A 22987-nucleotide genomic window follows, 5' to 3' on the forward strand; every position below is an offset into this window, starting at 1 on the left:
TAAACCCTATGTTGACTTGTGAAACCTGCGGCGAGATCGTGCCGGAGGGCACCCAATACTGTCCCAACTGCGGGGCACGGCTTTCCGGCGGAGAGCCGCCTGTGCCGGACGCACCGGATTCCTTTGCACCGGATACGGCAGATGTTCCGGAAGATTTCGGCACACCGGACAGCACCGCAGATTCCGCGGAAAGCACTGCCGCACCGACACCGGAAACACCGGACGCTGTCGGCGTGACCGGTGACACGAACCCCTATTCCATGCCGTCCGGCGGTGCGGTTCCCCAGCAGGCACCGAGCCAGTCCGGCGGCACCTATCCGCCCACTGGCAGCGGGCAGAGCTACGGGCAGACACCGCCCCAGACACCCTATTCCCAGCAGCCCTACGGACAGGCGGGATACGGGCAGCCGAACAGCTACGGGCAGCAGGGCTATGGGCAGCCGAACGGCTACGGACAGCAGGGCTATTCCCAGAACAGCTACTATCCGCCCCAGTACAATCCGCCCAAGAAGAACGACGGCAAGGCAGTCGCCGGACTGATCCTCGGCATCGTTTCTATTGTGTCTTCCTGCTCCGGTTCCGGCGTTCTGTTCGGCATTCTGGGCATCGTCTTTTCCTGCATGTCCCGCAAGGAAGCCAAGAACAACCCCAACGGCACAACCGGCAACTCCGGCTTGTCCACTGGCGGTCTGATCTGCTCCATTATCGGCATCGTGATCTCGGTTATCGTGATCCTGTCTACAGTGGTGGGCATGGTCAGCGGCATGCTGGACAGCGGCAGCACCTTCGATTCCTCCTACGACAACTATGAGTACTACGGAGATTTTGAAGATGCCTGCCGGTATTTCTTCGGACTTTGGTAATTCCTAGGGCAAAGCCGTCAGGCGGGCTTTGTGCGGTGTTGCCCTATATCTGCACGCATGGGCGAATGAGTCTGTGCGTGCTTTTTTGTGAATTTTTTCAGTTGTGCTGTTTTTGAAAAACTGGTTTGGTATGATGGTGGGGTGGTGAGGGAATGGGGTTATTTTGTGGAATCTTTTGCTTAATGTGCGAGGTTACACGGAAGCACCCCTCAGTCACCTGCGGTGCCAGCTCCCCTTTCAAGGGAGCCTGAATGTAAAAAGCCTCCCCTGAAAGGGGAGGGGAACCAGCGAAGCTGGTGGAGGGGTTCTTCTGTGGAATCTTTTGCTTAATGTGTGAGGTTACACGGAAGCACCCCTCAGTCAGTGCTACGCACTGCCAGCTCCCCTAAAGGGGAGCCTATGTACAAATAAGCCTCCCCTTTAGGGGAGGGGGAACCAGCGAAGCTGGTGGAGGGATTCCGCGGACACAGCACAACTCGTCCTATAATCCCACTGATTCAGACAACTTCATATCTCCATAAACGCACAGACCGGCTCTCCAGTCTGTGCGTTCTGATTGTTGAGATGTGGCTTTTTCCAAAGGCAATACCGCACAATCTTTGTGCGGTATTGCCCAAACATTTTTAAATTATTCCTTGACACACATTCTGCAATATGGTACACTAAATTTAACCGAAAAGGCAATTCAGCGAAAGGAATGAACAACACGATGTTTCGAAGTTATGACCTCAGCGGCGTGTGGGACTTTTCCATGGCACAGATGGCAAAGGGCACTTTCCCCACGGCGTTTTCCGATACCATTTCACTCCCCAATACTACCTCTCTCGCCAAAAAAGGCACCCCAAATCCCAGACGGGAAACCGGTTTTCTCACCGATGCCTACGCTTTTGAAGGGCAGGCGTGGTTCCGCAAAAAAATCTATATCGATCCGGAACTGATCGACCCTGACATCGGCTGCTGCCCCATGAAGCTGACGCTGGAACGCACCCGCATGACGACCCTCTGGATCGACGGCAGGCGGGTGGGCAGCTGTGACAGTTTGTGCACGCCCCACGTCTATGACATCACCGCCTATGTGACCAAGCCGCTGGTGGAGATTCTGGTGCTGGTGGAGAACACCGGCTATCCCACCAAGGGCGGTCACCTCACCTCGCCGGACACCCAGTCCAACTGGAACGGCATCACCGGTCAGATGACGCTGGAAGTGTTTCCGGAGGTCTATGCAGACCATGTACAGGCGTATCCGAATCCGGCGGAAAAAAATGTCACCCTCACCATGCAGCTTCACGGGGCATCGACGGCAAGCTTTACCGCCACCGGCAGCGTCATGGAGGACGATGAGGAGGACAGCATTCCGCTGTTTCAGGCACAGCTGACGGCGGACGAAAACGGCACGGCTTCGGTGACGATCCCGCTGGACGAGGCGTACTATGCGTGGAGCGAATACCACCCCGCCATGTATTATCTGGTCTACAACATCGACGAGGCGGACTGCGGCTATGTCAGCTTCGGCATGCGGGAGTTCTGTGCTGACGGCAGCCGGTTCACGATCAACGGCCAGCCCACCATGCTCCGCGGCAAACACGACGGACTGATCTTCCCGAAAACCGGCTACGCTCCCACAGATGTGAACGAGTGGCTGCGGGTGCTGGGCATCGCTAAAAGCTACGGCATCAACCACTACCGCTTCCACACCTGCTGCCCGCCGGACGCTGCCTTTACTGCGGCAGATCTGCTGGGCATCTACATGGAGCCGGAACTGCCGTTCTGGGGCACCATTGCGGCTCCCGGTGAGGAGGGCTACAACGAAGCCGAACAGAACTACCTCATTGCACTGGGGGACAAGATGCTGGAAACCTTCGGCAATCACCCCTCGTTTGTGATGTTTTCGCTGGGGAACGAACTGTGGGGCAGTCCGGAACGGCTGGGGGAGATCCTGCGGCACTACAAGGAAAAGGACAGCCGGCATCTGTACACACAGGGCTGCAACAACTTTCAGCACTTCCCGCTGATGGTGCCGGAGGACGACTATTTTGTCGGCGTGCGGCTGAGCAAGGAACGGCTGCTCCGCGGCTCTTTCGGCATGTGTGATGCTCCGCTGGGACACGTCCAGACCGACCGTCCCAGCACCATGCACCAGTATGACGACGTGATCTTTCCCCGACAGACCGCCGGAGAGGACAGCGGCGACACGGAGGAGATCGAGATCCAGTACGGCACCGGCGTGAAGAAAGTGCAGGTCAGCAAGACTGCCGGCGGACTGATCCCCACCAAGCCGGTCATCACCCACGAGATCGGACAGTACGAGGTCTATCCGGATTTTCGGGAGATCGAGAAGTACACGGGGCCTTTGAAAGCACGGAATTTCGAAGTCTTTCGGGAACGCCTTGCTGCCAGGGGCATGCTGCATCAGGCGAACCGGTTCTTCCGGTGCAGCGGGGCACTGGCGGCTGCCTGCTACAAGGAGGAGATCGAAGCCGCCATGCGTTCCCGCTATATTGCCGGCTTCCAGCTGCTGGACTTGCAGGACTTTTCCGGACAGGGCACGGCTCTGGTGGGCATGCTGGACGCATTTCTGGACAACAAGGGGCTGATCTCGCCGGAGGAATGGCGAATGTTCTGCTCCGACTGCGTACTGCTGGCACAGTTCCCGTCCTACGTGCTGATTACCGGCGAGATGTTTGCGGCAAAGGTTTCTCTGCGGACAGTGCTGCCCCAGTCCGGCAAGGCGGAATGGCTGCTGATTCGGGAAAACGGCGACAAGCTGGGCGAGGGGAGATTTTCGGTACAGGCGGAATCTGGTCTGACGGAGATCGGCAGCATCTTCTGCCGCATGCCGGAGGAGTTGCAGCAGCCGGAACGGGTGCACCTCATTCTGTCGCTGGCGGACACCGATGTCTGCAACGTCTATGACCTGATGCTCTATCCGGCGATCGCCATGCCGGCACTGGAAGATCAGGGGGAACTGTGTGTCACGGAGCAGCTGGAAACGGCACTGGCGGCTCTGGCGGCAGGGAAAAAGACAGTTTTTTTCCCCAGGGAAACGGCGGAGAGCATACAGGGCTTTTACTGTACGGATTTCTGGTGCTATCCCATGTTCCGCGACATCTGCAACTGGATGAAAAAGCCGGTTGCTGTGGGAACCATGGGGCTTTGCATTCAGGACGACCACCCCGCACTGGAACTGTTCCCCACGCAGGAGTACAGCACGCCCCAGTGGTATGACATTGTGACTGCGGCGGATTGCACCATTCTGGACGACACGCCGGCGGGGTTCACGCCCATTGTACAGATGATCGACAACTTCGAACGCAACCACAAGCTGGGCATTCTCTGGGAAGCCAAAGTGGGCAGCGGCAGCTTGCTGGTCTGCACCAGCCGCCTGTCCGAGATCGCCACCCGTCCGGAAGTGCGTTGGCTGGCAAAGAGCCTGCTGCACTACGCGGCATCAGAGGCATTCGCCCCGCAGCAGAGTGTGACGGCGGAACAGCTGCGGAAGTGGTTTGGGGTGTGAGGGATTTTATTTAGGCTCCCTTTTGTGTATAGGCTCCCCTTTAGGGCACCCGCAGGGCGTGCCTTGTGCTGAGCTGGCACCGCAGGTGACTGAGGGGTGCTTCCGTAAACTCTTTTACGCCAAGCAAAAGATTCCACAAGAACCCCTCCACCGCCTGCGGCGGTCCCCCTCCCCTTTCAGGGGAGGCTGTTCCTGCATTCAGGCTCCCTTTTGTGTATAGGCTCCCCTGAAAGGGGAGCTGGCACCGCAGGTGACTGAGGGGTTAGTTCGTAAATCTTTACATTAAGCAAGAGGTTTTACGAGAGAACCCCTCCACCGCCTGCGGCGGTCCCCCTCCCTTTTCAAGGGAGGCTATTCTTCCAGCGGGGACACGGTGCAATCTGTCCCTACGATTCCACATTGATTCCACGATCTCAAAGGAGTATACACATGGAAAAATTATTACTCATTGCAATTCCCGACACGGACGGCGTGGAGCAGGTCGCACGTCGGCTGCGGCTGCGGACGGTGCTGGTACAGCCGGAACAGTATGCCCGCAGTCTGGGGCAGCTTGCCGGTTATCCTGCGGCGGCGGCAGAGGAAACACCGGCGTTGCCCCTGCCGGAAACGGGGCTGCTGGTGATGTGCGGGCTGAAAAATTCCCACATGGACAAGCTGCTGGCTGCCCTCCGGAACGCCGGCATCGTCATTCCCCACAAGGCAGTGCTGACCCCTACCAACCAGAACTGGAACGTCTACCGGCTGGCACAGGAACTGGAACGGGAACGGCAAGCGATGGGGGAGAAGTGAATGTTCGTTTGAAAATTTTCTGGGCGAGTAGGGCGTGTAGAAGATTTCACGGAAGAACCCCTCCACCGCCTAACGGCGGTCCCCCTCCCCTTTCAGGGGAGGCTCATTTTAGAGGTGACTGAGGGGTTTCCCTCTATCCCCACCAACGCAAAAACACGGCACACCCAAAGCGGGCGGTGCCGTGTTTTTGCATATAATGGAAGTCAAAAAAATGAAATTGGGAAATGTCGTAATTTTACGGGCTTTATGCAGCGTTTCCTTAACCCAGCAGGAACTTCATCAATGTGACAGCGTCCTGAATGTTGAAACTGCCGTCAGCGTTCATGTCAGCACGCTGGAAATTCGGATCAGTTTCCGACGGTACAAGTGCAACTTCTTTGAACAGCATATCCCGCATGATCGCCAGATCGAATCCGTTCAGCATACCGTCCTCGTTGACATCGCCGCGAATGACATTGCCGACCGGTTCGGTGATAGTGGTAGTGGTGGTAGTTTCCGCAGTGGTTTCTGTGGTGCTTGCAGTGGTGACTACCGGATCCTTGCCCTCTACGATGGCGTAGAACGACGGCTTTGCGGTGTAGTCTTCATTGAACAGCAACGGGGATTTTGCGGCTCTCCAACTCTTGTCGTCGGTGGTGCCCCAGAATACCACTGCGGAAATGCTGTCTGCATACTCTACGCATGCGTCCATGATGCCCTTGTACATCTCTGCCTGCTTCTCGAAGCCGGCTTCCGAAGTGTCAGAGGTGGTGATGTCCAACTCGGTGACCTGAATGTCCAGACCGGTTTCGACAAACTTTGCCAGAGCCTTCTTATAGGTGGAAACGTTAGGGAATCCAACGTCCAGATGGGACTGCATGCCGATACCGTCGATCAGTCCCTTCTCTTTCAGTTCCAGAGCCATTTTGCAGATCGCATCGGTTTTCTGCGGCATGTACTCGTTGAAGTCGTTGTAGTACAGCTTGGTGTTTGCCGGAGCGTACTTTCTGGCATACTCAAATGCCGGTTCGATAAAGGAGTTGTCGCCGAATACCTTGACCCAGCCGGAATAGTTGGCATTCTCGGACTGTCCGCCGCCGGTGCGGGGAACGCCGTTGTCCAGCCATGCTTCGTTGACCACGTCCCATGCGTAGAAGTCTACCGTCGGGTATTCTTCTTCCAGAGCCGCGAAAACGTTCTTGATGTAGTTCTCCATACGCTGGAGCATCACGTCCTTGGATACCCAGTCGCCGTCGTCCTGAAAGCCTTCCTTAAAGAACCAGTCCGGTGTCTGGCTGTGCCATACCAGCACGTGTCCGCGAACCGGAATGTTGTTGTCACGGCAGTAATTCAGAATGGTTCTGGCACTTGCCAGATTGATGACCGGATCGGTGTTGCTGCCGGAAGCGAGGGTAGCGGCTTTGTTCAGAATGGATTCCGGCTTCAGTTCGTTGCCCAGCGTGATGCTGTTGAAATGCTTGGCGATCAGATCCTTGGTGGACTGGGGAGCCAGTTCCGCAGTGGTCACTGCGGTGCCGATCTTGAAATCGTTGGCATACACGTCCTTGAGGGACGGAATGTCTTTCTGAATGGGGTATACCGGAGCCGTGCGTACTTCGAAATCGTCGATGTACATGGCGGCGGTGTCGTTGCACTCAAAGTACAGGTATACCTTGGAAACGTCCTCGGAGAAGCTGAACTTCACGTTGGAGAATGTTGCCCAGTCGCCGTTGCTGGTCTGTTCCTTCAAATTGCTGTAGTGGCGTTCGCCGCTGGCATCGGTGTATTCCATGCTCAGCTTGATCGAGTTGTACCACTCAGTCTTTGCTGCGGCACTGACAGTGTACTGCACGCCGGCTTCGCACCTGTCGTCCAGCAGGAACTGCGGGCCGTTCCAGTTTTTCGCTCTGTCGCTGACGCACATGGAGTAAGAGCCGCTGTATGCCTGCGAATCGGTTGCGGTAATGGTTTCTACGCCGCCTCTGCCGGTGAATGCCGAAACATCGCCGTCCTCGAAGCCATTGCTGTAGATCTCTGTGGTGCCGTCGTCTTCTGCCGCACTGACAATGCCGGCAGAACTGCTGCTGAACGCTGTCGTTACCGGAACTGCTGCACAGAGCATCACGGCACTCAGCACACCGGCAGTTACACGAGTTCTGATTTCCTTTTTCATGAATGTGTTCCTCCCTGCCACAAAAATATTCTATTTTATTGTAGCATGTGAAGCAGAAAAAGTCAACCAACCACACGGATATTTGTATGAAATCACAAAAAAGCACGCCTCATTTTGTGCAAAAGACGTGCTTTCCGGTTGGGGGAAGTGGCGGCTGCCACTTATATATAGGTATTGTAATTTGTTGTTTGACATTTTTCGCAAAGTGTGATATACTAAACTTTGAGGGCATACCTGAAACGGTAGGCGGTTTGTTTCTGCTCCCACTGCTCATTGGAACAGATGGGAGGTGATCGGTATGATGGATCAATACATCACTTTAGGTGATTTGCTGAGAATCGGCAGCTTTCTGCTGGATTGCATCAGCGTGATCTTATACATTTACTATAATCATAAAAATAGTAATCAGAATCACCACGGCAAGAAAAAGAAATAACCGCCCCAGCTACCAACTCGCGGCGGTTAAATCTTAACTCAAGCAGTGGGAGCAGACCGTCTACTGGTGTGCTCTCTTTACTTTTATTATACGCGATTTTGGCTGATTTGTCAAGTCATTTTTATTCTTGCGAAAACAACGGAAACTATGGTTTGACATTTTTCGCGTAGTGTGATATAATAAAAAACCGAGGGCATACCTGAAACGGTAGGCGGTTTGTTTCTGCTCCCACTGCTCATTGGAACAGATGGGAGGTGATTGCATTGGATAGTTTTGTTACATTTCGTGATTTGCTGGAAATCGGAACATTTCTGATTTCTCTGGCAACATTCATCGTTTCATTGTGTAAAAAACATGACAACCGTGATCACAAGAAGAAAAAGAAATAACCGCCCTAGCACCCAAACTTGCGGCGGTTAAATCTTTTTAACTAAAACAGTGGGAGCAGACCGTCTACTGGTATGCTCTTTCCATCTTTATTATACGCCAGAACGCCGCATTTGTCAAGGGCTTTTTTGCCGGGAAATGCGGTTATTTTTATGCCATGGGATTCCGCAGAAACAAAACTGCGTACTTTTGTACTTTTCTACAATGCAGTTTGCACCATGCCGCAATGCCCCTACAGACTGCCAAAAACCGCACCTCCGCCGTTCCTGCCGCATACGATAAACCAGCAGAAGGAGGAATGCATATGCCTTTGATCAGTCTTTGCATGATCGTGCGAAATGAAGAAGCGGTGCTGGGGCGGTGTCTGGATTCGGTGGCAGATCTGGTAGATGAGATCATTCTGGTGGACACCGGCTCCACCGACAACACCAAGGCAGTGGCTGCGGAATATGCCGCCAAAATTTATGATTTTCCGTGGTGCGACGATTTTTCCGCGGCACGGAACTACGCCGTTTCCCAAGCCGTAGGAGATTACTGGCTGTGGCTGGACGCGGACGATGTCATCGAGGGGGAAAACCACGAAAAGCTGCGAAAAATCCTGGAGGCTCCGGAAGCAGACATGGTATTTCTCCCTTACTGGCTCAGCTTTGACGCTGCCGGAACGCCCCAGATGATCTCCCGGCGGGAACGGATTTTCCGGCGGAGCCGCGGCTATCGTTTCACCGGAGCCGTACATGAAGCCGTGGTGCCCTCCGGCAGTATCCGCTACGGCGATGCGGCAGTGTCCCACCGGAAACTGCACGCCGGCGACCCTGACCGGAATCTGCACATTTATCAGAAACTGCTGCTGTCCGGCAAACGATTTTCGCCGCGGGAGCAGTACTATTATGCAAGGGAGCTTTGCGACCACGGAGCCTATCGGGCGGCACTGCCGGTGCTGGAACAGTTTTTGCAGGAGGGCAGGGGCTGGACACCGGACAACATCGGTGCATGCCTGCTTGCAGGCCGCTGCTATGCCCGGCTGGAACAGCCCGACGAGGCAATGCAAAGTCTGTTCCGTTCGTTCTGCTACGGCATTCCCCAGCCGGAGATCTGCTGCGAGATCGGCGGGCTGTTTCTGGAGCGGCAGCAGTACCCGCAGGCAGCTTTCTGGTATCATCTGGCAATCGAAACCGGTCACCAGCCCCACGAGGGCTTCTGGCGGCAGGAGTGCTGTGACTATCTGCCGGCGATCCAGCTGTGCGTGTGCTATGACCGTATGGGTGACATTTCCACGGCGGCAGCATATAATGCATTGGCAGGCAGTTTTCGCCGCGGTGATGCGGCAGTGGCGTATAACCGGCAGTATTTCGCGGAAAAGGCTGCCCGCCGGAAATGATGCGAAAGGAGCGATATAGAATGGCATATTGTAATTGCGGAGAACCCAGCCAGCCTGACCGCTGCTGCATGCCGGCACCGCCGCCTGTGCCCTGTTGTCTGCAAGGTCCGGCAGGTGTGACCGGTCCGGTCGGTGCAACAGGTCCCACCGGTGCCACAGGTGCAGCCGGTGCCGTTGGTGCAACAGGTCCTACCGGTGCCACAGGTGCAGCCGGTACCGTTGGTGCGACAGGTCCCACCGGTGCCACAGGTCCTACGGGTGCAACAGGTGCCGCCGGTGTCGTTGGTGCAACAGGTCCTACCGGTGCCACAGGTGCAGACGGTGCCGTTGGTGCAACAGGTCCTACCGGTGCAACTGGTGCAGACGGTGCCGTTGGTGCAACAGGTCCCACCGGTGCCACAGGTGCAGACGGTGCCGTTGGTGCGACAGGTCCTACCGGTGCAACTGGTGCAGACGGTGCCGTTGGTGCGACAGGTCCTACCGGTGCAACTGGTGCAGACGGTGCCGTTGGTGCGACAGGTCCTACCGGTGCCACAGGTGCAGACGGTGCCGTTGGTGCGACAGGTCCCACCGGTGCCACAGGTGCGGACGGTGCCGTTGGTGCGACAGGTCCTACCGGTGCCACAGGGCCTACGGGTGCAACTGGTGCCGCCGGTGTCGTTACGCCGGCAGCTGCGGTAGCGGAGGCCAGCAGCGTGGATAACATTGTGGAGCAGTTCAACCTGCTGCTGCGAAATATGCGGGAAGCAGGTCTGCTGGAGTCTTAAGAATCAGAAAAGGCTGTCCTTTCTCAAAAGGGCAGCTTTTTTCTATGCAGATGTGCGTTTCAGCGTGGACGTGCGGACAAATGCAGTTCACCCTGCGGAATCCCATGGCATAAAAATAACCGCATTTTCCGGCAAAAAAAGCCCTTGACAAATGCGGCGTTCTGACGTATAATAGAGATAGAAAGAGCATACCAGTAGACGGTCTGCTCCCACTGCATTATGTTAAAGAATAACCGCCGCAGTTTGGAGACTAGGGGCGGTTATTTCTTTTTCTTGCCGTGGTGATTCTGATTACTATTTTTATGATTATAGTAAATGTACAAGATCACGCTGATCAAATCCAACAGAAAGCTGCCGATCTTCAGCAAATCACCTAAAGTGATGTATTGATCCATCATACCGATCACCTCCCATCTGTTCCAATGAGCAGTGGGAGCAAAAATCAGAAAAAGACTTGACCGCCTACCGTTTCAGGTATGCCCTCAAAATCCAGTATACCACACTTTGCGAAAAATGTCAAACGATAGTTTTCAGCAAAAAAAGCCTTGACAAACAGGGCGTTCTGACGTATAATAAAGATAGAAAGAGCATACCAGTAGACGGTCTGCTCCCAATATGTGATTATTTGAAATAACCGCCTTTAGTTGGAAGCTTGGGGGCGGTTATTTCCGTTTCTTGAAGTTTAAGTAGGCAAGATATGCCTTGAAGACTTCGCAAACCATGCTAATGCACTTGACGAGAATGTCCAGGTTCATTTGCACTCACTCCCTTCCGGGAGCTGGAATCGACCGCCTACCGTTTTAGGTATGCCCTCAAAGTTTAGTATACCACATCACGCGAAAAATGTCAAACGACAGTTTTCAGCAAAAAAGCCCTTGACAAATGCGGCGTTCTGGCGTATAATAAAGATAGAAAGAGCATACCAGTAGACGGTCTGCTCCCACTGTAGATAGTTAAAAAGATTTAACCGCCACATGTTTGGAAGACGTAGGGGCGGTTATTTCTTTTTCTTCTTGTGATCACGGTTGTCATGTTTTTTACACAATGAAACGATGAATGTTGCCAGAGAAATCAGAAACGTTCCGATTTCCAGCAAATCACGAAATGTAACAAAACTATCCAATGCAATCACCTCCCATCTGTTCCAATGAGCAGTGGGAGCAGAAACAAACCGCCTACCGTTTCAGGTATGCCCTCGAAATCCAGTATACCACACTTTGCAAAAAATGTCAAACAGCCGCATCACTGCCGGAGCGTTCCGGTGGGTGGTGCGGCTTTTTTGCTGCCGTGCAGTCGAGCCATTGCACGTCTATACTATTATAATAGTATAGCATGTCATGCTCGATCTGTTTACCCGGGCAGCACTGCCTCTCCCAACAGAACCTGCCCGAAACTTCCAGCTAACTTCCAATATTCCGAACTTTCATCAGAAACTGTGTAAATTCTCGTTCATAGTTGCACGCCGGCGTGCAACTTTTCCCCTCTGAGAGCCTATATATGGAGGGGCTTTTTTCCCTGCCGAAAATAACGGCAATACCGCACAAAGATTGTGCGGTATTGCCTTACATTGCGAAATGCCAGCCCGAAGCGTGCTCCGGACGGGCGGGAACAGGAGGAACTGCACATGCAAAGCAAACGGTTTTATTGGCTGAAATTACAGGAACATTTCTTTCAGGACAAGGCAGTGAAAAAACTGCGGCGAATGCCTAACGGGGATACCTGCGTGATGATCTATCTGAAAATGCTGCTGCTGAGCCTTTCCAGCAGCGGCGAGTTGTACTTCGACGGGCTGGAGCCGGATTTTCACACGGAACTGGCACTGACGCTGGACGAGGACGAAGAACTGGTCAGGGACACGCTGGAGTTTCTGATGCGTGTGCACCGGCTGGAACAGAAGTCGGAAACGGTCTACTATCTTCCGGAGGTAGGTGCGGTGACGGGTTCGGAAAGTGCTTCTGCGGAACGCATGCGAAAAGCACGGCAGAAACTGGCAGATGTCAAGCCGCAGGAACCGGTTCAGGCACCGGCAGAAGCTTGTGACACCGAAACTGCACATTGTGACACACCGGCTGCACATTGTGACGTAGAGAAAGAGATAGAGAAAGAGTTAGAGATAGAGAAAGAAACAGAGTCAGATGCAGAGAAAGAGTTGTTTCCGGAGAGCCAGACCGCTGCCGCGGCAGTTCCCGAAACAACCACCACAACCGGCAGCCGGAAAAAAGGGACTGCTTTTTCCAGGCCGACACTGGAGGAGATACGGAACTACTGCATGCATCGGGGCAGCACGGTATCGGCAGAACAGTTTTACGACTACTACGAAGCCAACGGCTGGAACATCGGAAAGCACCCGATGCGGGACTGGAAAGCGGCTCTGCGGACATGGGAACGCCACGAAAAACCGTCCTGTCCGGACAAACCCCAGACCCCGCGGTGTGAAAATGCAGAGGCTTATGCGTCATTTGTCTATAACCTGACGTAAGGAAACACTGCATAAAGCCCGCCTGACGGCTTTGCACGCAATCTGCTTGCAGATTTTCCGGCAGATTGCCCAGAAATCCCTTGCCAGACACCAAGTCTGCCTGCGGAATTTCTGAACAATCTGCCCAAAAATCTGACGACGCATCTTACGCACAAGCTTTATGCAGTGTTTCCATAACTCCAACACACTGCCGGAATCTGTCGTTTCAGCGGTATTTTCTGTGAAAAGGGCTGTCCTCTCAGTGCATGCCGGCTGAAAACATACCGAAATTCCGTGCTTTTTTCGGAGTTAACAAAGGACATGCCGCAAAACTTAACATTTAACCTAGATTTCACATTGCCGCGATAACAGACTTTACATAGGCTTGTTATAATAACATTGTTCATTGGAACATAGGGAAACGCAGAATAAAGCCCGCCTGACGGCTTTGCACGTAATCTGCTTGCATATTTTCCGGCAGATTGCCCAGAAATCCCTTGCCGTACATCAAGTATTCCTGCGGAATTTCTGAACAATCTGCCAAAAAATCTGACTACGCATCTTCCGCACAAGCTTTATTCCGCGTTTCCCAATAAAAACGAAACACGATTCAAGGCAACAAACCACATAAGACCTGCACGTGATCTGCTTGCAGATTTTCCAGAAATCCCTTGCCATACATCAAGTATGTCTGCGGAATTTCTGGACGATTTGCGAAAAAATCTGACTACGCATCTTGTGCACAGGGTTGGCAGCTGTTGCCTATGGCAGAATCGGCAAGGGACACAGCGAAGCGTGTCCGGAAATGGAGTTATGCGTTATGAAAAAAATGACAAAGATCGCGGCAGCAGTTGCAGCATTGGGCATGATGGCAAGCAGTCTGACAGGCTGCGGCGGCGGTGCTTCCGGAGCAATCTCCGTGATCACCCGTGAGGACGGTTCCGGCACCCGCGGAGCATTCACTGAACTGTGCGGCATCATAGAAGACGACAAGGACAACACGGTTTCCAGTGCAGAGGTCACGAACAGCACCGCAGTTATGCTGACGACTGTTGCCGGCAATGCGGCTTCTATCGGCTATGTTTCTGTCGGCTCTCTGGACGATTCCGTCAAGGCTCTGGAAGTAGACGGCGTAGCACCCAGCGTGGACACCGTGGCTGACGGCAGCTATTCCATTTCCCGTCCGTTCAACATCGTCACCAAGGACGGCGAGGAACTGAGCGATGCGGCACAGGATTTCTTCAACTACATCATGAGTACCGATGCCGCAGATGTCATCAGCAAAGAGGGCTATGTGGCACAGGGCACAGAAAGCTATACCTCCAACGGTGCAAAGGGCAGCGTGGTGGTTGCCGGTTCTTCTTCTGTCACACCGGTCATGACTAAGCTGAAAGAGGCTTATGCGGACGTGAATCCGGACGTGACCGTAGACGTACAGCAGAGCGACTCCACCACCGGCGTGACTTCCACACAGGAGGGCGTATGCGACATCGGCATGGCTTCCCGCGAACTGAAAGACACTGAAACCGGCGTAAAGAGCACTGTTCTGGCAATGGACGGCATTGCAGTCATCGTCAACAAGGACAATTCTCTCGATGCGATCACCAAGGATCAGATCAAGCAGATCTACACCGGCGAGATCACAGAGTGGTCTGCGTTGACGGAACAGTAAAGAAAAGACAGGTTATGCTGTGTTTGCCGTTGGCAGGCAAAGAAAATTGCGAATGTGGGGATTACAATATTTCTTTTGAAATTTTGCAAATCAGGCTCCCTTGAAAAGGGTGATTCCCCATGGAATGGGGAAATGTCACGAAGTGACAAAAGGGACGGCTCGGTAAGAGCTGGCAGCCGTAGGCTGACTGAGGGATTTTTTCAGTGAAATTTGAAATACAAGGAAAAGATTTCAGTAGAATCCCTCCACCAGCTTCGCTGGTCCCCCTCCCTTTTCAAGGGAGGCTGATTCCTGTAATTGTCAAAATTCCAGTTGTTACACAGCACTACAATTGCGTTGTAAAACGAATATCATTCCACTCTCTCAGAGAGGAGCAAAAACATTCATGAAAAAGTATCGTGAGTCCATTATGAAAGTGGTCTTTCTGGTGGCAGCCTGCGTGTCCATTCTGGCGGTGGTGCTGATCTGCGGATTCCTGTTCGTCAACGGGTTCCCCGCCATTGCAGAGATCGGACCGCTGAAATTCCTGACCGGCGTGATCTGGAAGCCGCAGGAGGGCGAGTTCGGCATTCTCCCCATGATCATCGGCAGCATTTACGCCACCGGTATCGCTATTCTGGTGGGGGTGCCCATCGGGCTGCTGTGTTCCGTCTTTATGGCGAGATTCTGCCCGCAAAAGCTGTATAAGATCCTGAAGCCGGCGATTTCTCTGCTGGCGGGAATCCCTTCCATTGTGTACGGATTCTTCGGACTGGTGGTCATTGTGCCGATCATGCAGAGCATTTTCGGCGTGGGCAAAAGCGTGCTCACTGCGGGCATTTTGCTGGGCATTATGATCCTGCCCACCATTATCGAAATTTCCGAATCGGCGATCCGTGCCGTGCCCAACAGCTACTACGAAGGCTCGCTGGCACTGGGGGCGACACATGAACGCAGCGTGTATTGTGCCACCCTGCCGGCGGCAAAGTCCGGCATCATGGCAGGCATCATTCTGGGCATCGGCAGAGCCATTGGCGAAACCATGGCGGTAGTCATGATCGCCGGCAACCAGACCGTGATCCCCAAGAGCCTGCTGTCCGGTGTCCGCACCATGACGGCGAATATCGTTATGGAAATGGGTTACGCAACAGACCTGCACCGAGGAGCACTGATCGGTACCGGCGTGGTATTGTTCGTCTTTATCCTGCTGATCAATGTTTGCTTCTCGCTGGTGAGGAAAAAGGAGCAGAAATGAACGTGGAAAATACAGCGAAGATCGTGGGCATCAACCATCAGACCTTCCGGCAGAAAATGGCTTCGTATAAGCGGCACCCCAGCTCACTGGTGGTTCTGCTTCTGACGATTCTGGCGGCAGTCATTACGGCAGGGGTGCTGTTGAGCCTGATCGTTTATATCGTGGTCATGGGCGTGCCGAATATCCGCCTGTCCATGTTCGCATGGAAGTATACGACCGAAAACTGTTCTATGCTGCCGTCCATTCTGAATACGCTGATGATGACAGTGCTGACACTGGTGATCGCCGTGCCGATCGGGGCGTTCTCCGCCATTTATCTGGTGGAATACTCCAACCGCGGCAGCAAGTTCCAGATGACGCTGGTGAAGATCATTCGTATGACCACCGAAACTCTACAGGGAATCCCGTCCATTGTGTTCGGTTTGTTCGGATTTCTGGCGTTTGCCGTGACTTGCAAGTTCAGCTATTCGCTGCTGGGCGGTGCAATTACAATGGCACTGATGGTACTGCCGCTGATTATGCGTACCACGGAAGAAGCCCTGTTGAGCGTGCCGGATTCCTATCGTGAGGGCAGCTTCGGACTGGGTGCCGGACGGCTCCGCACCATCTTCCGCATTATCCTGCCCAGTGCAGTTCCCGGCATTCTGGCGGGCATCATTCTGGCGGTCGGTCGAATCGTCGGTGAAACCGCGGCTCTGATGTACACCGCCGGAACGTCCACCGATGTCTGCACCGGTTTCCTGAAACCCTGCCGGACGCTGGCGGTACATATGTACCAGCTGCTGTGCGAGGGCAAATACATGGGTGCGGCATACGCCACGGCTGTGGTGCTGCTGGTCATGGTCATTCTCATCAATGCCCTGTCCGGCTATGTGGCAAAGAAGCTGACGAAAAAGTGAGTGTGGGTTCGGCGGAATCTTTTGCTTGGTGTAAAGGGTTTACGAGATAACCCCTCAGTCAAGCCTACGGCTTGCCAGCTCCCTTTTCAAGGGAGCCTAGTGGAAAAAGCCTCCCTTGAAAAGGGAGGGGGACCGCCGTTAGGCGGTGGAGGGATTCTTCTGTGAAGTCTTTTGCTTGGTGTAAAAGGTTTACGAGATAACCCCTCAGTCAAGCCTACGGCTTGCCAGCTCCCCTAAAGGGGAGCCTATAACACAAAAGGGAGCCTAGATATAAAAAGCCTCCCCTTTAGGGGAGGGGAACCAGCGAAGCTGGTGGAGGGGTTCTGTGAAATCTTCTGCTTGGTGTAAAGGGTTTACGAGATAACCCCTCAGTCAGCCTGCGGCTGCCAGCTCCCTTTTCAAGGGAGCCTGATGAAAGAGGATACCTGAAAGACCACCGCCCACCCACATCTTATGAGGAGAAAAACAACTATGGCAAAATTTGCGATTCACAACATGGATTTGTACTACAACACGTTCCATGCCCTGAAAAATATCAATCTGGAATTGCCGGAACATGAGGTCAGTGCCTTTATCGGCCCCTCCGGCTGCGGCAAGTCTACGCTGCTGAAATCCCTGAACCGGATGAACGATCTGGTGGAGGGCTGCAAGATCACTGGTGACATTCGTCTGGACGGCGAGGACATCTACGGTGATATGGACGTGAACCTGCTGCGGAAGCGGGTGGGTATGGTGTTCCAGAAAGCGAACCCGTTCCCCATGAGCATCTATGACAATATCGCCTATGGCCCCCGTACCCACGGCATTCATTCCAAGGCGAAGCTGGACGAGATCGTGGAAAACTCCCTGCGGAGTGCGGCGATCTGGGACGAGGTCAAAGACCGTCTGAACAAGAGTGCACTGGGCATGTCCGGCGGACAGCAGCAGCGGCTCTGTATCGCACGGGCACTGGCAGTACAGCCGGAAGTGCTTCTCATGGACGAACCCACCAGTGCACTGGATCCGATCTCCACTTCCAAGGTGGAAGATCTGGTGCTGTCGCTGAAAAAGGACTATACCATTATTATTGTAACCCACAACATGCAGCAGGCAACCCGTGTGTCTGACCGCACTGCGTTCTTTCTGCTGGGAGAAGTGGTGGAATATGCCGAAACAGAACAGCTGTTTTCCAAGCCGCAGGATCAGCGGACAGAGGACTATATTTCAGGGAGGTTCGGATAATGAGAGAACACTACGAAGCACAGCTGACAACGCTGAATACCGAAATGATTCAAATGGGAGCACTCTGCGAAGATGCCATTTCCGGTGCCATTCAGGCTCTGCTGGAGGACGACAAGCACCTTGCCGAAAAAGTCGGCAGCATTGAAATGGAGATCGACCAGCACGAACGGGATATTGAACGGCTCTGTATGCGGCTTTTGCTGATGCAGCAGCCGGTGGCGACCGACCTGCGTGTGGTTTCTTCTGCCCTGAAAATGATTTCTGATCTGGAGCGTATCGGCGATCAGGCGTTTGATATTTCGGACATTACCAAGCACGTTTCTTTTCAGAAGTATGAGAGCAAGGTACACATCAAGGAAATGGCAAATGCTGTCATTCACATGGTAACCGACAGCGTGGATTCCTATGTGAAAAAAGATGCGGCACTGGCGAAAAAGGTGGCTGCCGCAGACGATCAGGTGGACGATCTGTTCCTGAAAGTCCGTTCGGAACTGGTGGAACTGGTGCGTTCGAACCAGGACATGGCAGAGGGTGCACTGGATTTGATGATGATCGCCAAGTATCTGGAACGCATCGGCGACCATGCTGTCAACGTGGCGGAATGGGTGATCTATGCCATTACCGGCGACCATATGAAGCTGGCGTGAGGGGAGTTGCCATTGAAAGGTGGAGGGGTTCTTGTGGAACCTTTTGCTTGGTGTGTGAGGTTTTACGGAAGTACCCCTCAGTCACCTGCGGTGACAGCTCCCCTTTCAGGGGAGCCTAGATATAAAAGCCTCCCCTGAAAGGGGAGGGGGACCGTCGCAGACGGTGGAGGGGTTCTTTTGGAATCTTTTACGTAATGTGTGAGGTTTTACGGAAGTACCCCTCAGTCAAGCCTGCGGCTTGCCAGCTCCCCTTTCAGGGGAGCCTATATACCAAAGGGGAGCCTGAATGTAAAAAGCCTCCCCTGAAAGGGGAGGGGGACCGTCGCAGACGGTGGAGGGGTTCTGTGGAATCTTCTGCTTAATGTGTGAGGTTTTACGGAAGTACCCCTCAGTCAAGCCTGCGGCTTGCCAGCTCCCCTTTCAGGGGAGCCTATATACCAAAAGGGAGCCTGAATAAAAAGAGCCTCCCCTGAAAGGGGAGGGGGACCGTCGCAGACGGTGGAGGGATTTCTATGTGAAATCTTTTACGTAATGTGTGAGGTTTTACGGAAGAAACCCCTCAGTCAAGCCTACGGCTTGCCAGCTCCCTTTTCAGGGGAGCCTATATACCAAAAGGGAGCCTGAATGTAAAAAGCCTCCCCTGAAAGGGGAGGGGGACCGTCGCAGACGGTGGAGGGGTTCTCTGTGAAATCTTTTACGTAATGTGTGAGGTTTTACGGAAGAAATCCCTCAGTCAGCCTGCGGCTGCCAGCTCCCTTTTCAAGGGAGCCTGATAAAAACGGAATCCTATTTTAACTGGGCGAACCCCGAAAATTTCCTTGACGAATGACGGGGAATATGGTACGATATAGACGGTAAAACGTCAGGAGGGAGCATCTTTTTGGACGTTCCCTCTTTTTGTTGAAATGACAGATGCAGAGCCGGCGGAACGGCTGCACAGGCAGCACTGCCGGTACACTCTGCGGGAAGAAAGGGCAGTCATATGATTTATTTAGTAGAAGACGACGACAGCATTCGGGAATTGGTGATCTACACCCTGCGGAGCACCGGCATGGACGCAAAGGGGTTCGGGCTGCCCTCGGAGTTCTGGCACGCCATGGAAGAACAACTGCCGGAACTGGTGCTGCTGGATATTATGCTGCCGGAAGAAGACGGTCTGGAGATCCTCCGGAAAATCCGCGGCAGGCAGGAAACCAAAAGCCTGCCGGTCATTATGCTGACTGCCAAGGGGACGGAGTACGATCAGGTAGTGGGACTGGACAACGGGGCAGACGACTATGTGGCAAAGCCTTTCGGCATGATGGCACTGGTGGCACGGATTAAGGCAGTGCTCCGCCGGACAGCGGAAAAGTCCGCAGAGGGCAAGGTGCTCCAGCTGGGCGAACTGCGGGTGGATCCGGTTCGCCACGTGGTACAGGCGGCAGGGGAGCCGGTGAACCTGACCCTGAAAGAATTCGAACTGCTCTGCCTGCTGCTGGACAATCCGGGAATTGTCTTTACCCGCGACCAGCTGCTGAACCAGATCTGGGGCTATTCGTTCGACGGCGAAAGCCGTACCGTTGATGTGCACGTGCGGCACCTGCGGCAGAAGCTGGGGGACTGCGGCAAATACATTGAAACTGTCCGCGGTATCGGCTATCGTTCGGGAGATGGAAACGCATGACCAGGAAAATTTTTCAATCCATTATCGCCGTCGTGATCTCTGTGCTGCTGCTAAGTCTGGCACTGATTACCGGCGTGCTGTATAACCACTTCGAAACCACTATGCTGGATCAGCTGCGGACGACGGCACAGTTTGCGGAACAGGGCGTGGAACAGGAGGGCATGGCGTATTTCGACAGCCTTCACGCCCAGAACTGCCGCGTGACATGGATCGCCGCAGACGGCACGGTGAAATACGACAACCGCAGCGACCCGAAAACCATGGAAAACCATGCCGACCGGCAGGAGGTGCGGGAGGCAATGGAGAACGATTCCGGCACCAGTGTCCGGCGTTCGTCCACCCTGTCGGAACACACCATGTACTACGCTAAGCGGCTGAGTGACGGCACGGTCCTGCGGCTCTCCATGTCCCAGCGTTCCGTGCTGTTCCTCATGGGCGGCATGCTTTCGCCGCTGGTGTTTATCTTTCTGGCAGCCTGTCTGCTGGCGGGCGTGCTGTCCTATCGGGTGTCCAAAAAAATCGTGAAGCCCCTGAGCGAGATCGACCTGAAACATCCGGAGCAGGTGGAAACCTATGACGAGCTTTCCCCGTTTTTGCAGCGAATTGCCGCCCAGAATCGGGAGATCGATGCCCGCATGGCGGAGATCCGCAAGCAGCAGCAGGAGTTCTCCATGATTACCGAGAACATGAGCGAGGGCTTGTTCGTAGTAGACCGGAACTATCAGATTTTATCCTATAATAAAAGTGCCATGCAGATCTTCGGCATGGATCCCAGACAGGAACACGAAAATCTGCTGGCGGTGAACCGGAGCGAGGGCTTCCGCAACGCGGTGGACAGTGCCCTGAAAGGTCGCCACACACAGGAAAATCTGGAGCTGAACGGCAGGGTGTACCAGATCATTGCCAACGCCGTCTGCCAGCCTGATTTTGCGGAAGATATGGTGGGGGCAGTGATTCTGGTGCTGGACGTGACGGAGAAAGAGGCACAGGAACAGTACCGGCGGGAGTTCACGGCGAATGTTTCCCACGAACTGAAAACGCCGCTGACTTCCATTTCCGGCATTGCGGAGATCATTCGCAACGGCATTGTCAAGCCGGAGGATATTCCCCATTTTGCAGGGAAGATCTACGACGAATCCCAGCGGCTGATTACCCTGATCGGGGACATTATCAAGCTGTCCCGTCTGGACGAAAATCAGGTGCCCATGGAACGGGAAACGGTGGACATGCTGGAAATGGCACGGGACGTGGTGCAGCAGCTTTCCTCCGTTGCCCGCAAAAACGGTGTCACGCTGGTGGCAAACGGCACCCACGGGCAGGTGCAGGGCGTGCGGCAGGTGCTGGGGGAAATGGTGTATAACCTCTGCGAAAATGCCGTGAAGTACAACCGTGCCGGCGGGCGTGTCTGGGTGGACGTGCAGCAGGTGGCAGACCATGTGGTGCTGCGGGTCAAGGATACCGGCATCGGGATTCCTGCGGCGGAGCAGGGACGCATTTTCGAACGGTTTTATCGGGTGGACAAGAGCCACTCCAAAGCGGTGGGCGGCACCGGACTGGGGCTGTCTATCGTCAAGCACGGGGCAGCTCTTCACCACGCCACGATCTCTGTCCGCAGCGAACCGGAGCAGGGCACGGAGATCACACTGACATTTCCGGCGGCGTGATGCGGCGGGGAATATCCACATGATTTTGGAAAAGAAAAAGAGAGCAGACCGTGAGGCGTGCTCTCTTTTTTGATATGTGTTGTTGGGGTGATGCTTTCTTGGCGATTTGCAGACGAATGAGCGTTTGACATTTTTCGCGTAGTGTGATATAATAAAAAGCCGAGGGCATACCTGAAACGGTAGGCGGTCAAGTCTTTTTCTGATTTTTGCTCCCACTGCTCATTGGAACAGATGGGAGGTGATCGGTATGATGGATCAATACATCACTTTAGGTGATTTGCTGAAGATTTGCAGTTTTCTGCTGGATTTGATCAGCGTGATCTTGTACATTTACTATAATCATAAAAATAGTAATCAGAATCACCACGGCAAGAAAAAGAAATAACCGCCCCTAGCTACCAACTTGCGGCGGTTATCCTTTTAACTTATGCAGTGGGAGCAGACCGTCTACTGGTGTGCTCTCTTTACTTTTATTATACGCGATTTTTTCCGGTTTGTCAAGTCTGTTTTTGCTCGGCAACTGCGAATAACCTATACTTATTCTTGCGAAAAACAGCATAAACTATGGTTTGACATTTTTCTCGTAGTGTGATATAATAAAAAACCGAGGGCATACCTGAAACGGTAGGCGGTTTGTTCGGAGTACTCCCTCCCATTTGCATAATCCAGCATATGGGAGGTGATTGCAGTGGATAGTTTTGTTACATTTCGTGATTTACTGGAAATCGGAACGTTTCTGATTTCTCTGGCAACATTTATCACTTCATTGTATAAAAAACATGGCAACCGTAATCACAAGAAGAAAAAGAAATAACCGCCCCTGAAGTTCCCCAACTTGTGACGGTTATTCTATAACATATTCGCAAATGGGAGCAGACCGTCTACTGGTGTGCTCTCTTTACTTTTATTATACGCGATTTTTTCCGATTTGTCAAGTCATTTTTATTCTTGCGAAAACAACGGAAACCATCGTTTGACATTTTTTGCGTAGTGTGATATACGAAATACTCGAGGGCATACCTAAAACGGTAGGCGGCTCGCTATCCTTGGGCGAGTCTGCCGTCGCCATTTCCGCTGGGCGACGGGCTGGTCGATTCCGGCTCCCAGAAGGGAGTGAGTGATATGGAATACGTAACTTGGTCAGATTTGATTCAGTACAGTATCCTGATCGTTGCTATTATAGCATTGATGCACGATATTTTCCATAATAACGATAATAAACGGAAATAACCGCCCCAAAGCT

The 22987-nt window shown here is 53.5% G+C and carries 17 protein-coding genes; 15 read left to right on the forward strand and 2 right to left on the reverse strand.

The features are described 5' to 3' along the window. Positions 1-8 precede the first annotated feature (8 nt). From DXB92_RS06840 to DXB92_RS06850, 3 genes are all read left to right on the forward strand, one after another. A complete protein-coding gene (locus DXB92_RS06840; protein WP_117733292.1) occupies positions 9-863 on the forward strand; it encodes a zinc-ribbon domain-containing protein in 855 nt (284 codons plus the stop codon). 709 nt (positions 864-1572) lie between these two features. Further along, positions 1573-4377, forward strand: a complete 2805-nt coding sequence (locus DXB92_RS06845; RefSeq protein WP_117733293.1) for a glycoside hydrolase family 2 TIM barrel-domain containing protein — start codon at positions 1573-1575, stop codon at positions 4375-4377. A 429-nt stretch (positions 4378-4806) separates the two neighbouring features. Beyond that, positions 4807-5166, forward strand: a complete 360-nt coding sequence (locus DXB92_RS06850) for a DUF3783 domain-containing protein (RefSeq protein WP_117733294.1) — start codon at positions 4807-4809, stop codon at positions 5164-5166. A gap of 259 nt (positions 5167-5425) precedes the next feature. Here DXB92_RS06850 and DXB92_RS06855 read toward each other — a convergent pair whose 3' ends face one another. Next, positions 5426-7318 carry an endo-1,4-beta-xylanase gene (locus DXB92_RS06855; RefSeq protein ID WP_117733295.1) on the reverse strand — a complete coding sequence of 631 codons (1893 nt, stop codon included), beginning with the start codon at positions 7316-7318 and terminating at the stop codon, positions 5426-5428. Positions 7319-7616: 298 nt separating this feature from the next. Here DXB92_RS06855 and DXB92_RS13605 point away from each other — a divergent pair, with 298 nt between their 5' ends. From DXB92_RS13605 to DXB92_RS06865, 3 genes are all read left to right on the forward strand, one after another. Further along, positions 7617-7754, forward strand: a complete 138-nt coding sequence (locus DXB92_RS13605) for a hypothetical protein (RefSeq protein ID WP_181976912.1) — start codon at positions 7617-7619, stop codon at positions 7752-7754. A 691-nt stretch (positions 7755-8445) separates the two neighbouring features. After that, positions 8446-9519 carry a glycosyltransferase family 2 protein gene (locus DXB92_RS06860; protein ID WP_242986613.1) on the forward strand — a complete coding sequence of 358 codons (1074 nt, stop codon included), beginning with the start codon at positions 8446-8448 and terminating at the stop codon, positions 9517-9519. A 20-nt stretch (positions 9520-9539) separates the two neighbouring features. Then, positions 9540-10286: a hypothetical protein gene (locus DXB92_RS06865; RefSeq protein WP_242986614.1), complete on the forward strand. Its 747-nt coding sequence runs from the start codon at positions 9540-9542 to the stop codon at positions 10284-10286. A 260-nt stretch (positions 10287-10546) separates the two neighbouring features. On the opposite strand, the gene DXB92_RS13610 is transcribed toward DXB92_RS06865, so the two are convergent. Next, positions 10547-10684, reverse strand: a complete 138-nt coding sequence (locus DXB92_RS13610) for a hypothetical protein (protein WP_181976947.1) — start codon at positions 10682-10684, stop codon at positions 10547-10549. A 1226-nt stretch (positions 10685-11910) separates the two neighbouring features. On the opposite strand from DXB92_RS13610, the gene DXB92_RS06870 reads away from it, so the two are divergent. The 9 genes from DXB92_RS06870 (at position 11911) to DXB92_RS13615 (ending at position 22129) form a co-directional block, all read left to right on the forward strand. After that, positions 11911-12765, forward strand: a complete 855-nt coding sequence (locus DXB92_RS06870) for a phage replisome organizer N-terminal domain-containing protein (RefSeq protein WP_117733296.1) — start codon at positions 11911-11913, stop codon at positions 12763-12765. 799 nt (positions 12766-13564) lie between these two features. Further along, positions 13565-14416, forward strand: coding sequence for a substrate-binding domain-containing protein (locus DXB92_RS06875; protein WP_117733297.1), 852 nt, complete (start codon positions 13565-13567; stop codon positions 14414-14416). Between the two features lie 385 nt (positions 14417-14801). Further along, positions 14802-15650 (forward strand): phosphate ABC transporter permease subunit PstC, encoded by an 849-nt coding sequence (gene pstC / locus DXB92_RS06880; protein ID WP_117733298.1) that lies wholly within the window; start codon positions 14802-14804, stop codon positions 15648-15650. A gap of 56 nt (positions 15651-15706) precedes the next feature. Further along, positions 15707-16549 carry a phosphate ABC transporter permease PstA gene (pstA, locus tag DXB92_RS06885; protein WP_242986615.1) on the forward strand — a complete coding sequence of 281 codons (843 nt, stop codon included), beginning with the start codon at positions 15707-15709 and terminating at the stop codon, positions 16547-16549. A 471-nt stretch (positions 16550-17020) separates the two neighbouring features. After that, positions 17021-17770, forward strand: a complete 750-nt coding sequence (pstB, locus tag DXB92_RS06890; RefSeq protein WP_021683072.1) for a phosphate ABC transporter ATP-binding protein PstB — start codon at positions 17021-17023, stop codon at positions 17768-17770. Beyond that, the gene (gene phoU, locus DXB92_RS06895) at positions 17770-18417 is read left to right on the forward strand and encodes a phosphate signaling complex protein PhoU (protein ID WP_021683071.1); all 648 of its coding nucleotides are present in this window, start codon (positions 17770-17772) and stop codon (positions 18415-18417) included. Before pstB ends, phoU begins: the two co-directional genes overlap by 1 nt. Positions 18418-19399: 982 nt before the next feature. Then, positions 19400-20080 carry a response regulator transcription factor gene (locus DXB92_RS06900; protein WP_117733300.1) on the forward strand — a complete coding sequence of 227 codons (681 nt, stop codon included), beginning with the start codon at positions 19400-19402 and terminating at the stop codon, positions 20078-20080. Next, positions 20077-21744, forward strand: a complete 1668-nt coding sequence (locus DXB92_RS06905; RefSeq protein ID WP_117733301.1) for an ATP-binding protein — start codon at positions 20077-20079, stop codon at positions 21742-21744. The genes DXB92_RS06900 and DXB92_RS06905 overlap by 4 nt, the downstream gene beginning before the upstream one ends. Before the next feature lie 247 nt (positions 21745-21991). Then, positions 21992-22129 (forward strand): hypothetical protein, encoded by a 138-nt coding sequence (locus DXB92_RS13615; protein ID WP_181976949.1) that lies wholly within the window; start codon positions 21992-21994, stop codon positions 22127-22129. Positions 22130-22987: the final 858 nt, after the last annotated feature.

Origin of the sequence: Ruminococcus sp. OM06-36AC, from assembly GCF_003438725.1 — a bacterium.
In the GTDB taxonomy this organism is placed as follows: domain Bacteria; phylum Bacillota; class Clostridia; order Oscillospirales; family Ruminococcaceae; genus Ruminococcus_C; species Ruminococcus_C callidus.